Here is a 12332-nt window from a genome sequence, read left to right as displayed (position 1 = left end):
GCCGAATCCTCGGGCGACCGCGGGCTCAACGAGGAGTCACGTGGTGGTTGGCGTTCGCCCTGGCGACCGCCGGCTGTTCCGACGCGGGAGCGAAGCCCGAGGGCGAAGCCACGTTCAAGGTATTGAGTCAACCGAAGACGGCGTCGTCGGGTCACGGTGGATCACCACCACTGCCCGCCCCGTCCGTCTGGACGACCCCCCTCGAGGACCCCGACCTCGAGGCCGGGCGCGTCGTCTGGACCGGCACCTGCATCCAGTGCCACTCGATCGGTCTCGGCGGGGCGCCGCTGATCGGCAACGCCGAGCTCTGGGGTCCGCGTATCGCACAGGGCCTCGACGTGCTCTACGAGCACGCACTCGACGGCTTCTACGGTGACGTGGGTGAGATGCCCGCGCGCGGCGGCAACGCCGCGCTCTCCGACGACGAGGTGCGCGCGGCGGTCCGCTTCATGACGTCGCGCGTGCCGGCCTCCTAGCCGACGCTACTTCCCGGGTTCGTCCGGCTTCTCTTCGATCGATGGCGTGCCGTCGGCTTCGGAAGCGGCAGCCTCTTGCTCGGGAACCAACGTCACGAAGAGGTCGCCGGGGACGAAGGAATACCTCGCTCCGCTGTCCGCATCGATCATGAAGCCAACCCAGCTCAGCAGGACCCCACCCGCCCACCAATTCCACGCGGTGGTGCCGTTGTCGATCTTGCGCAGCACGACCGTCGTAGTCTCGTAGCCCTCCAGGCGGAACTCGACCCAGTAGTCGCGCCAGCGTTCGAGCTCGGTCTCCGCGGGCGTCTTCAGGGTGCGCCCGTAGGGGTGCACGATGACGAGGGCGCCGCGGGGCTCGGAGTCGATCGTGATCCGCTGGGTCTTGCCGTGCACGAGGTTCGCGCACCCACCCAGCACGCTGGCGGCGAGCACGAGGGCGCCGAGCGCGCGCACCTGTCGTTGCACCCGTCGCCTCGACCGATCGAACGCGCGGAACCTCGAGTGATCCGTCACGGGGTCACGACGCCGCGCTAGATCCGTTCCAGCGCCTGGGCGAGGTCGGCAATCAGATCGGCCGGGTCCTCGATGCCGACGGACAAGCGCACCAGGCTGTCCCGGATGCCCAGGGCCGCACGCTCTTCCGAGGTGCGATCCCAGAACGACATCAGCGCGGGGACCTCGATCAGGCTCTCGACGCCGCCGAGGCTCGGGGCGAGGTACGGGATCTCGCAGGCGTCGGTAAAGCGGAAGGCGCCCTCGAGACTCGTATCGAGTTCGAAGGTCACCACGCCACCGAAGCCCTTCATGATTTTCTTCGCGGTGCCGTGGTCCGGGTGGCTGGGCAGCCCCGGGTACCAGACCTGACGCACCTTCGGGTGGGCTTCGAGCCACTCGGCCACCTCGACGCCGTTGGCGTTGTGACGCTCCATGCGGATGCCGAGAGTCTTCAGACCGCGCAGCAACAGGTACGCCGCGTGGGCGTCGATCACACCGCCGAGCACGCCCATCGCCTCGCGCACCGGCGCGATCTTCTCGCTGCTCCCGAGCACGACCCCCGCCAGCAGGTCGTTGTGACCGCCGAGGTACTTCGTTGCGCTGTGCACCACGTAGTCGGCGCCGTCGTCGAGGGCGCGGTGGTTGACCGCGGTGGCGAAGGTCGAGTCGATCACGACCTCGACGTCCTGGGCGTGACACACGCGCACCGCTTCGGGCACGTCGATCACGCGCAGGTACGGGTTGGTTGGACTCTCGGTGAAGAAGAGCCGCGTCTCGGGCCGCAGGGCGTCGGCGAGCTGCTTCGTGTCGCTCGGGTCGATGATCGTGGTCTCGACGTCCAGCTTCGTCAGGTACTGCTCGATGAACTGGCGGGTGCGCCGGTAGCAGTCGCTGGTGATCACGAAGTGGCTGCCCTTCGGGAGCAGCGCCAGGAACAGCGTCGTCTGGGCGCACATGCCCGAGGCGGCGAGGACGGCTTCCTCGGCCCCTTCGAGCTCGCAGAGCTTCCGCTCGACCGCCTGCCAGGTGGGGTTGCCGTAGCGGCCGTACTCCTCGCGCGTGGCCCGGCCTTCCTGGAAGGCGGCCAGGGTCTCGCTGTCGGGGAACCAGAAGGTCGAGGTCTGATAGATCGGGGTGGTGACGGCGTCGGTCGCCTGGTGGGCGCGCTCACCGCCATGGACCGCCCGGGTGGAATCCCCGGAATGCCCGGAACCCCCCGCCGATGCAGGGCGTTTGCTCATCTTGGCCTCACAGAGTGGGTGCTTAGCAGCGCGGATGCGGGTCCCAGAGAGGCCGTTGGACGATCGGATCCCCGGGGTTCGCGGGTCTGCAAGCACCGGAAATCACCCGGTTTTTCGAACCCGGATCTCCAGGCTACGAAGGAAGCCACCCCAAGTCAAATAGCGGTTGGCGGCGTCGGCGCGGTTCCAGGGCAGCGCTCTGGCGCTTCGCTGCCGCCGCGCTCAGCGCCGATTCCGGTACAGGCTCGCGTCGACGGCTTCGCGCATGGCGGTCTCGTCGAGCTTTCCGTCGAGGAAGGCGTTCACCTCCTGGGCGACGGCGGCCGGGTCTTCGACGGCCTGTTTGTAGTGCACTTCGATGAGCTCGAAGTTCTCGTGGTTCCTGCAGTAGAGGCGCACCCGCACGATGTCGTTGCGGAAGGCCTCCCTCATCGCCTCGTCCTCGGCGCTCGTGTCGCCCTGGTCCAGGCGGTCGATCATCTTCTTCTGGCTCGCGAGCACTTCGTCGAGGTCGCGGCGCATGAAGATGACCCGGTAGTCGTTGTCGTCGGGCAGATCCTTGATCAAGAAGGAGATCGCCTTGACCGCTTTGCCTCGCCCGGCCTGCAGGTACGACTTGTCCGTCTCGTTCTCGAGATCCTTGATGCGCTCGAGCTCGAAATAGCCCTTCGGATTGTCGACGTCGGCTTCGCGCTCACCATCGGAGAGGATGGGCACGCCGCCGGCCTCGAGCATTCGCATCATCATGGAGGTGCCCGAGCGCGGCAGCCCGCTCACGACCACCAGCGGCTCGCCGCGATCACCGCCGAAGAGTTTGCGCAGGGCGCGGAGCATCAGATGGTCACTCCGAACAGGCCCTTCACCGCGAAGCCGGCGACGAGGGACAGCACCAGGGTGATGAGCACGATGCCGAGCTCGCCGGCGGGCAGCGGCCCCAGCGCGCGCATGTGGGTTTCGAGTTCGATCCCGAGTACGGGACCGTTGCCGGGCAAGGCGGCCTCGCCCGGGTAGAGGATTGCCTCGAGTCCGCGTAGTCGCTTCAGCGGCACCTTGCGGGCGTCCCCTCCGACGGCCCACCCCTTCTCGAAGCGTTCGCCCGCGACGTCGACCGCGAGCACGTGGTCGCCCGGCTGCTCGGCGCGCAGCCGGAAGAACGCCTGGTGATCGGCCGTCCGCACCGGCGGCGCATCGAGCACGACGCCCTCGGGAAGGGTCAGCTGCACCTCGCGCGCTGGCACGCCCGCATCGGGATCGAGGCGCACGTGGAGCAGCTCGACGGCTCCCGGCGGCGAGGGCGTGTAGGCGTAGTTCGCGACCAGCTGCGCGAGGATCACCACGAACGGGCCGAGCATCACCGCCATCGGGATCATGTGGTTGCCCAGGTAGAGCGTGTTCTTCCAGAGGATGGCGCCGGTCGAGCGCAGCACCTGCCCGATGTCGTGGCTGAACAGCCGGATCTCGAGCAGCCGCATGCTGATCTGGCTCTTGACCCGGGTGAGCGCCTTCTGGTTCGAGACGAGCTTGTACACCGCGATCGCCAACACGCCCATCAGCACCGGCCACACCACCAGGTCGAACGCGGCGGGCTCGTGCCCGAAGGGCGCGAGCACGACATCGAAGATGGCGCTGAAGATCTGGTTGAAGGTCTGCATCGGGCGCGGCAGGCGGGGCGCTACGAGATGTAGCCGAGACCCTTCAGCCGCTCGCGGATGTCGTCGTCGGAGCCGGCGTCCTCGAAGTGGAGCATCTCCTTCTCCAGCACATGGACGATGAACTCTTCGGTCGTCGCGTAGCCCGCGACGTCGGCCACCTTGCGGACCCGATCGAAGAGGTCGCGGTCGATCTTGACCTTGACTTGGTTGCCTCCAAACATGCGCTTCTCCTTGCCCGCGAGGGCGCTAGCGAATGGCCTCGCCCACCATCCCTGGCTGCGGCTCCACACCATAGTGCGCGAGCAGGGTGACGGTGAGGTCGGTGAGATCGTAGTCGGCGCCGGCGAGCTTGCGGTTCACCAGCAAGATTCCCGGCACGACGTCGGGTGACATCAGATGGTTGCCCGACCAGCGCGAGGTGTTGTCTTCGAGGATCGCCTCGGTGATCTCGCCCAGGGTCGATTCGTCCGATGCGCCGTACCCGCGGTCGTAGCCGACGATCAGGTCGGGGCCTTCGGCGCGCCGCTCGTCGCTATAGACGTCGACGGCGCGGTCCACTCGGAACACCGCCCGCGCGCCGGTCTTGGGGTCGACGATTGCCTCGAGCTTCGTCCTGAGCTCTTCCACCAGCGCGTCGACGTCTTCCGGCGCCACGCTGCCCTCGCCCTCGCGGCCCGCCACGTTCAGGTAGAGACCGTTGAAGCCGAGCCCGTAGGCCTTCGTCTTGGACCAGTCGACGTCGCCGGTCACGATCTGACCGGTCGTCGCGCCGTCCTTCAGCGCGAGGAAGCCCTGCTCGCGCAGCCAACCGTTGAGATGGAACTTCCGCGTATAGGGTTGGAAGCCGTGATCGCTCATGACGACGAGCAGGGTGTCGGGCGGCAGCGCTTCGCGAATGCGACCGAGCTCGCGGTCGACGTCGCGGTAGAAGCCCTCGATGTCGTGTTCGTGCTTCGGGGCCGTCGCCGGATCGTGCGCCGGGTGGGGCGGCGCATCGGCGTGCTTCGGATCGCCGTGGCGCCAGAGCATGTGGCACTGGAGATCGACATCCGAGAGGTAGACGAAGGTGGCGTCGCCGGGCTCGAAGCGTTCGAGTGCGAGGGACACCATCCGCTGGGTGTCCTCCTGCACGAGCGCGACCTGCCGGATGTAGTCGTCGTCGTCGAAGACCCCGTCCTTCAGGGCGTCGGTCTCCTCGGGCATGCCCTGGGTGTAGTAGAAGCCGAGGCTCTCGTAGAGCTCGTTCGCAAAATCGTCGGGGCTCGTGAGGGGCGTGGCCGGGTTCGCCGGCGAGAAGTTCACCGGCGACGCGTAGAGCTGGAAGCCGCCCAACAGCTGCTTCGCGTAGAAGCGCACCGTGCCGGAGACGGTGACGAGACCGAAGGGCAGCGCTTCGTAGTTCAGTTCCAGCCAGGGCGACCACTCGCCCTCGCGCAGCAGCGCGCGCTGACCGTCGACTTCGATCACGGCCGAGCCGCGCTCGGCGCCGAGGTGGACGGTGACGCCCTTCGTCAGATAGTCGTCGTCGCCGGGGATGGCGCCCGGCTCGAGCCGGAACTGATCCGGCGGCCCGCGCAGGATCGCGGTGACCGTGTCGCCCTGCCCGTCGAGGTCGAAGTCCTGGACCTTGACCCGCTGGATGTCGCCCTTCGGATCTTCTTCGACGGGCTGGTCCGTGTAGAGGGTGTAGGTGCCGAAGCCGCCGCGCAGGTCGACCGTACCCATGCCGCCGAGGACTCGCGCGTCCGACGGGGGCGTCGGGAAGTTGCCCGGGATCCGGTAGACCTCGACGTTCACGCCCTCGTCGGTCAGGACGTCCCACCAGGGTGTGCCGCCGCGGTTGTTGACCACTTCCGGTGCGCTGGTCGGGATCACGTAGCCGAAGAAGTGCACCGCACTGCCCGGATCGTCGACCGGGGGCGTCGCCGAGGAGATCGGCTTGTAGGTGGCCGGATCGCGGTGGATGAAGTCGAAGATCCCGTGGCCACCCGGGTTCATACCGGTCACGAAGTTGGACCAGGCGACCGGGCTCTGCGGCGGAACCGAAGTGCCCAGCGACTGGAAGCTGCCTTCGGCCGCGAGCTTCGCGAACTCGGGCATCTGCCCCTCGGCGATCAGGCGCTTCAGGATGTCGGGGTCCATGCCGTCGACACCGACGACGAACACGCCGGGCTGGCGCTTCGCCGCAAAGGCGCTCCCGGCCAGGACCGCCGCCAACAGCGCGACTCCGCCGACGAGCCAGCGGTGGGAGCGGAGCATCTTTCGGATCATGTGGACTGCTGGGCCTGCTTCGCCGGGACGGTTTCCCCGGACTCCTCGGGGAAGATGCGGGCGCCCGGGGCCGCGCCACTCTGGGGCAGGCTGTGCGGGTCGAGCATGCCGGCCACGTTCCCCTGCGAACCGTCTTCGGGGAAGATCATCTTCCCCTGCATGTAGCCGGGGATCTCCTGACCGAACAGGCGCAGCACGCTGGCCGGGACGTCGATGAGCCGCGGCTCCTCGGCCGCGATCGGCCGGTTCGAGAGGAAGATGCCGGGCACGATCGACGGATCCACGCAGTGGTCGCCCGACCAGCTGCGGTCGTTGTCGCTGAAGACCGTCTCGGTGACCTGGCCCGTCGCGCACTCCCAACTGTGTCGGTAGCCGCCTTCCCAGCCGACGAGCAGATCGGGCGCATCGAAGCGGTAGGGACCGCGGAAGAACTGCTGGGACACGGCGACGCGTCGCACGCACTCCTCGCCGGTTTCCGGGTCGACGAGCTGTCCGAGCTTCTCCGCGATCTCCTGCACCAGCTTCCGGTACTCGCTGCCCTCTTCGACGATGCCCGAGCGCTCGCGTCCCTTGCGGTTGATGAAGATGCCCGTGAGCCCGAGCGCGAAGGCGCGCGTGCGCGACCAGTCGATGCCGTCGAAGTACTCGCCGCTGGTGGAGGCGTTCTCGTCCTTCAAGAAGAGGTAGCCGTTCTCGCGGAGCCAGGTGTTCACGTTGACGCAGCGACGGAAGTTCGTGAAGCCGTGGTCGCTGATCACCATCAGCGTCGTGTCCGGGTCGTCGACGAGGTCCCAGACCTTGCCCAGCAGCTGGTCGGTCTTCTCGTAGACCTGACCGATCGCGTCCTTCCACTCTTCCGTGTCCTTGCCGGCGTTCGCCGGATGGGTCGGGTCGAGATAGCGGTAGAACATGTGCTGGACGCGGTCGGTGGTGTCGAAGACCGTCGTCACCAGGCCCTTCTTCGTCTGGGAGATCGCGTCGAGGAACATCGCTTCGCGTTCCTCGTAGAAGCTCATCGCCTGTTCGAAGAAGACCTTCTCGTCGACGACGCGGTTGTTGAGCGCCCAGGTGTCCTCGGCGAGCCCGAGCGTCGCGAACTTCCCCTGCTTCTTCGCCAAGTAGATCGCGTAGACCTCGGGGTGCGCGATCGGCATCGCCGGGTTCTCCGGGTCGATGTGGATCGGCGTCATGTACAGGTGGACTTCCGGCGTCGTCGAGATCAGGTAGAGCTTGACGATGCCCCGCACCTTGATGCCCAGACCGGCACTGAAGGCGAGCTCCACCCAGTCGCTGTACTCGCCCACCTTCAGGGTCACCGGCTCTTCCACGCTCTCGATCGTCATCTCGGCGCTCTCGGCGCCGGACGCGATCTCGAGCGTGAAGGGCAGGGTCATGCGACCGCCCGAGCGGAGCATGGTGTGGTCGGGGCCGACGATGCGCGAGCGGATCGTGCTTCCCCCGTCCTTCGACGGGGATCGCCGCAGCACCGTCTGCTCACCGCCCACGAACTTCGCCTCGCCGTCCTGGGTCTCGGTGCTGAAGAACGAGAAGGTGCCCTGGGTGCCGCGCAGGTCGGGTACGCACATGCCCGACAGGAGCATCCCATTCTTGAAGGGGACCGGCGGGAACGTGATCGGGACGCGCTGGATGATCGAGAAGATGTTCTTCTCGCCGAGGAGCTTCCAGAAGTGCTGGCTCTTCTGGAGCAGCTTCATGCGCGCCTTGCCGAGCGGCACCATATAGCGGCCGATGTTCACGACCCGCTTCGCGTTCACGATGTCCGTCGACGACAGCATCGGCGCGTAGTTGCAGGGGTCGCGCGTGAGGAAGTCGTAGATGTTGTGCTGGCTCGCATCGACGCCGGTGGCGAAGGTCGACCAGGCGACGGGGGACATGGAGGGGACGCTGGTGTCGAGCGGCCGGAAGACGCCGTGGTTCGCGAGTTTCTCGAAGTTCGGCATCCGTCCGTCGCGGATGAACTTCGTCGTGAGTCCCGGATCCATCCCGTCGAGTCCGAGGATCACGACGCGCGTGCTCTGGGCATCCTTGTAGGGGTTCCCCACGGTGATGAGCCGGTAGAGCAGCCGCAGCGGCCAGGTCAGGATGATGGAGAGGGCGATCGCGAAGGTGGCGATCAGGACGAGCAGGGAGCCGACGAACGCGAAGCCGGCACCCGGGCCGATGTAGGCATGGGCTTGCTGCGCACCGGCGATCCCCAGTGCCAGGACCAGACCCGCGGCCCACCAGCGGGCGGGGTGCGGGCGCGACTCGGGGCGGGCGGAATGGGCGTGGTGGCTCACGGAGTACTCGGCCGGCCTGGATCCGGCGAACGGAGGATCATAGACTACCTGACCGCCCGAGCGGCTCTGGGGACGAGGGCGGGATGCACGGTAGGCTCGCCGCTCCCCACCCAGGAGTGGTTCGCCGGCGCCGATCCTCGCAGGACCGGCGCGACCCGCGCGGCTCTGGGGGGGCGAATCGGGCGAGCCCATTCCCATCTTTAGGAGCGACCCATGCGCCTGCGTTGCCTGTGGATTTTCACCCTCGTCGGCCTGGTCCTCGCGTGTGGCGGGGAGTCGGCTCGCGACACCCTCGCCACGGCGCGCCAGGCCCTGAACGAGACGCGCTACGCCGATGCGCTCCAGGCGGCCGACCAGGGGTTGGCCGCGGGTGCCGACGAAGTCACCGCCTGGGGGCTCGAACTCGTGAAGCTCGAAGCCCTGGCCCGGGACGGTCTGGGCGAGGCGGCCCTGGCCCAGCTGACGAAGCTGGCCGGTGAGCGGCCCCAGAACATGAACGCCGACCAGTACGCCGCCACCGCCGACCAGCTGCGCAACGCGGGCGTCGGCACGGTCGCGATCCAGGCCCTCGACCTCGGCCTGCAGCGGTTCCCGGACGACACCCAGCTCCAGGGCCAGATCGACGCGGCGAAGGCGGCCAGCGAGGGCAGCGACGAGCTCGAGATGCTCCGCTCCCTCGGCTACGTGGAGTAGCGGAGCGCGCTCAGCTCCCGGCCCCGCCTGCGCCATCGCCCTCGGGCGACGGAGCGGGGGAGGCAGACGCCTGCGGATCGAGGATCCGGCGCCGGCGCGAGCGGTACTCGATCTCGGTGATGCGCCCCTCGCGGCGGTCTTCCTCGACGTCGGCCAGCGCACGCAGCTGCTCCGGGCTCAGATCGTCCGGCATGCGCGCTACCGGATCTTCGATGTCGTCGACCTCGGGCGGGCTCTCGAGCAGGATCGTCTTGCGCACGATCTCGCCGCTCGGCAGCACGCGCGTGCGGGTGGGACGCGCAAACACCGCGTCGCGCCAGTCGATGGCGACGCTGTGGCTGCTGACCAGCGACATCGCGCTGCTCGGCAGGATCTTGTAGCGCTGGGGCGCACTGCCGACGCGCGGCTCGGGCAGGCGATCCTTGCGGCGCTTCGGGATCTCCCACTCGAAGTGGCCCATGTGTAGGTAGAGGCGATCGTCGCGGGCGTAGACGAGGAAGCTCGTCAGGTAGTCGTGGTCGAAGACCCCGAAGCGCTTGGTTTCGCGGACGACCATCACCACGACCTCCTGGTCGGGGCCGGCCGCGGCGAGGGCCTGGGAGATGCCTTCGCCGATCTCGAAGAGTGCGTTGGTCCGCACCGCGGCCACCCGCTTCTTCGGCTCTCCCTCGAGAGCGACCAGGTAGCCCTCGGGCGGTCGAAGATCGATCCGCGACAGGATGTGCGCGACGCGGACGGGCGCGATCGTCACCGGGTGCTCGTACCCCTTCTCGACGGTGGAGAAGAAGCGCGACTCGGAGCGCAGGCTCACGTCGACGCCCCGCTCCGAGAAGACCGGTTCCTTCACCGGCCGGGTGATGCAGCTGGTGAGGAGGCCAGATGCCACGAGCGCGAGGACGGCGACGGCGAGCGGCCGGTGGGAATCGAGCGGGGTCCGCGGCATCGCGCGAGTCTACCGGCTGGCTCCCGGAGCCGCCGAAGGCCCCTCTGCACGGCGAGGGGCTGGGGCCAGGAATCCCCCCTCCCTATCTATGAGAACATGATCGCAAAGCCTCGGACGGCCCCGGCGGAGGCGGCACGAGCACGCCCCGAAGCGGGCTACTCGTTCTCGCTGCGCAGCTGGCGCGTCATCAGCACCCCGACCGCGTCGCGCGGGGAGAGCTTCCCCTCGAGCACCTGCCGCACGGCGTTCGCGATCGGCATCTCGACGTCGTGGCGCTCGGCCAGGGCGCAGGCGCCCTGGGTCGTCCGGATGCCCTCGGCGACCTGGGTCGTATCCGCCACGATCGAGGCCAGGTCGCGCCCCGCCGCGAGCTCCGTCCCGACGCGTCGGTTCCGCGAGAGGTCGCCGGTGCAGGTGAGCACCAGGTCTCCCATGCCCGCCAGGCCGAGGAAGGTGAGCGGGTCGGCGCCGAGGCGCGTGCCGAGCCGGGTGATCTCGCGGAGCCCGCGGGTCATCAACCCGGCGCGGGCGTTGAGCCCGAGATCGAGGCCGTCACAGATGCCCACGGCGATCGCCACCACGTTCTTCAGCGCGCCGCCGAGCTCGGCGCCGATCACGTCGCTGCTCGTGTAGCAGCGGAACGACGGCGTCGAGATCGATTCCTGCACCGAGATCGCGTAGCTCTCGACCTGCGCGGCGAGCGTGACCGCCGTCGGTCTCCCGTCGGCGATCTCCCGCGCAAAGGAGGGGCCCGAAAGGAACACGAGCCGGGGGTGCATGACGGGATCGAGCAGCTCGGTCAGCACCTCGTCCATTCGCTTCCAGGTGCCGAGCTCGATGCCCTTCACGGTGGAGATCACGATCGCATCGCGACGCACCAGCCGCGCGGCCTCGCGCATCACCTCGCGAACGCCGTGGCTCGGGACGGCCAGGACCACGAGCTCGGCCTCGCTGACGGCCTCGGCCAGGTCCGACGTCGCCCGGATCCGATCGGGCAAGGGCAGATCGCTCAGATAGTCCGGGTTGCGGCGGTCGCGATTGATCGCCTCCGCCGTTTCCTCGCGCCGCGCCCACAACACGACGTCGTGGTTGCGCGCACACAACATCGCCAAACAGGTGCCGAAGCTGCCCGCACCCAAGACACCCACCGGAATCGCCACGCGCGCAGTCTATCACCGGGTTTGCGCCGCCCCGAAACCGCTTCGGTTTCTTGACGCCCTTCGGGCACCCAACTACCTTCCGCCCGGATTCCGTCGCGGGAACGGGTACTTCGGTGCCATCCGCGATCGTCGTCGCCCACGCGGCAGGCCCGAGCCCGCCGGGACGGAGTGGGCTCTGACACGATCGTGTGTCTCTCGCGCGACGGGCGCCCCCCACGAACGCAAGCCGCTCCGGAGACCGAGCCCATTCCGGGGGCGGCCAGTGAGGCAGGCGCGATGCTCGCGGAGTACACGGGTGTTCTGATCGTGGTGGCCATCGGCCTCGCGATTCTGTGCGCCATGCTCGGCATCCATCTCACGCTGGGGCCGAAGCGCTCGTTCCCGGAGAAGGACGAGCCCTTCGAGTGCGGGGAGCGTCCGCTGCAGTCGCCGAAGCAGCGCTACGCGGTGAAGTACTACCTCGTGGCGATCCTGTTCGTCGTCTTCGACGTGGAGGCGATCTACTTCTATCCCTGGGGCGCCGTCTTCACCGAGCTCGGATGGTTCGGCTTCTGGGCGATGTTCGTCTTCACCATCCCCCTCGCGATCGGTCTCTTCTACGAGTACCGGAAAGGCGGCCTGGAATGGTGATCTCCACGGATGCGCGCGCCCGCATCGACGCCGAGATCGCGAAGTACCCCCAGCCGCGGGGGGCGTTGCTCCCGGCGCTCCACATCGTGCAGGGCGAACACGGCTGCATCGACTCCGAGGCGGCACGGGCGGTGGCGGCGGTCTTCGAGATCACTCCGGTCGAGGTGCTCGAAGTCGTCTCCTTCTACAACCTCTTCCACACGCGTCCCCAGCCGAAACATCAGGTGTTCGTGTGTACGAACCTGCCCTGCTCGCTGCGCGGCGCCCGGACCCTGCTGCGTGAGCTCGGCGAACATCTGGGCGTCGACGCCGACGGCAACACCCCCGACGGACGCATCCGCCTCGGTCACGAGGAGTGCCTGGGCGCCTGCGGCTACGCGCCGATGCTGCGGATCGGCGAGCGCTACCACGAAGACCTCGACCTCGACGCGGCAAAGCAGCTGCTGGACGGCCTCGACTAGGCGCACC

General features: G+C 68.2%; 13 protein-coding genes. 4 read left to right on the top strand and 9 right to left on the bottom strand.

The genetic code is table 11. The features are described from left to right. The first annotated feature begins 47 nt into the window (after positions 1-47). Entirely contained in the window at positions 48-476 is a 429-nt protein-coding gene (locus AAF430_04755; protein MEM7409532.1) for a c-type cytochrome, read from the top strand. Between the two features lie 6 nt (positions 477-482). Here the strand turns inward: AAF430_04755 and AAF430_04750 are convergent, their stop codons facing one another. The 7 genes from AAF430_04750 to AAF430_04720 all read right to left on the bottom strand — a co-directional run bounded on the left by AAF430_04750 (position 483) and on the right by AAF430_04720 (position 8438). After that, positions 483-944 carry a hypothetical protein gene (locus tag AAF430_04750; protein MEM7409531.1) on the bottom strand — a complete coding sequence of 154 codons (462 nt, stop codon included), beginning with the start codon at positions 942-944 and terminating at the stop codon, positions 483-485. Positions 945-1009: 65 nt separating this feature from the next. Next, on the bottom strand, positions 1010-2215 hold the full coding sequence (locus AAF430_04745) for an aminotransferase class I/II-fold pyridoxal phosphate-dependent enzyme (protein MEM7409530.1): 1206 nt from the start codon (positions 2213-2215) through the stop codon (positions 1010-1012). 222 nt (positions 2216-2437) lie between these two features. Further along, positions 2438-3049 (bottom strand): sulfotransferase, encoded by a 612-nt coding sequence (locus tag AAF430_04740; GenBank protein MEM7409529.1) that lies wholly within the window; start codon positions 3047-3049, stop codon positions 2438-2440. Then, on the bottom strand, positions 3049-3867 hold the full coding sequence (locus tag AAF430_04735; protein ID MEM7409528.1) for a hypothetical protein: 819 nt from the start codon (positions 3865-3867) through the stop codon (positions 3049-3051). Before AAF430_04735 ends, AAF430_04740 begins: the two co-directional genes overlap by 1 nt. Before the next feature lie 20 nt (positions 3868-3887). After that, the gene (locus AAF430_04730) at positions 3888-4088 is read right to left on the bottom strand and encodes a hypothetical protein (protein MEM7409527.1); all 201 of its coding nucleotides are present in this window, start codon (positions 4086-4088) and stop codon (positions 3888-3890) included. Between the two features lie 25 nt (positions 4089-4113). Next, positions 4114-6126 carry an alkaline phosphatase family protein gene (locus AAF430_04725; GenBank protein MEM7409526.1) on the bottom strand — a complete coding sequence of 671 codons (2013 nt, stop codon included), beginning with the start codon at positions 6124-6126 and terminating at the stop codon, positions 4114-4116. Positions 6127-6134: 8 nt separating this feature from the next. After that, the gene (locus tag AAF430_04720; GenBank protein ID MEM7409525.1) at positions 6135-8438 is read right to left on the bottom strand and encodes an alkaline phosphatase family protein; all 2304 of its coding nucleotides are present in this window, start codon (positions 8436-8438) and stop codon (positions 6135-6137) included. Positions 8439-8651: 213 nt separating this feature from the next. On the opposite strand from AAF430_04720, the gene AAF430_04715 reads away from it, so the two are divergent. Continuing rightward, positions 8652-9131 (top strand): hypothetical protein, encoded by a 480-nt coding sequence (locus AAF430_04715; GenBank protein MEM7409524.1) that lies wholly within the window; start codon positions 8652-8654, stop codon positions 9129-9131. Positions 9132-9141: 10 nt separating this feature from the next. Here AAF430_04715 and AAF430_04710 read toward each other — a convergent pair whose 3' ends face one another. Next, on the bottom strand, positions 9142-10074 hold the full coding sequence (locus AAF430_04710) for a hypothetical protein (protein MEM7409523.1): 933 nt from the start codon (positions 10072-10074) through the stop codon (positions 9142-9144). A 155-nt stretch (positions 10075-10229) separates the two neighbouring features. After that, on the bottom strand, positions 10230-11228 hold the full coding sequence (locus AAF430_04705; GenBank protein ID MEM7409522.1) for an NAD(P)H-dependent glycerol-3-phosphate dehydrogenase: 999 nt from the start codon (positions 11226-11228) through the stop codon (positions 10230-10232). A 282-nt stretch (positions 11229-11510) separates the two neighbouring features. Between AAF430_04705 and ndhC the strand changes: the two genes are divergently transcribed. Beyond that, positions 11511-11864 (top strand): NADH-quinone oxidoreductase subunit A, encoded by a 354-nt coding sequence (gene ndhC / locus AAF430_04700; GenBank protein MEM7409521.1) that lies wholly within the window; start codon positions 11511-11513, stop codon positions 11862-11864. Beyond that, complete coding sequence (locus AAF430_04695) at positions 11858-12325, top strand: NAD(P)H-dependent oxidoreductase subunit E (protein MEM7409520.1); 468 nt, start codon at positions 11858-11860, stop codon at positions 12323-12325. Before ndhC ends, AAF430_04695 begins: the two co-directional genes overlap by 7 nt. Positions 12326-12332: the final 7 nt, after the last annotated feature.

This window comes from Myxococcota bacterium (assembly GCA_039030075.1).
Taxonomy (GTDB): Bacteria; Myxococcota_A; UBA9160; order UBA9160; family SMWR01; genus JAHEJV01.
Note: the sequence above shows the minus strand (reverse complement) of the source record. Positions and strands in the feature narration are given on the sequence as shown.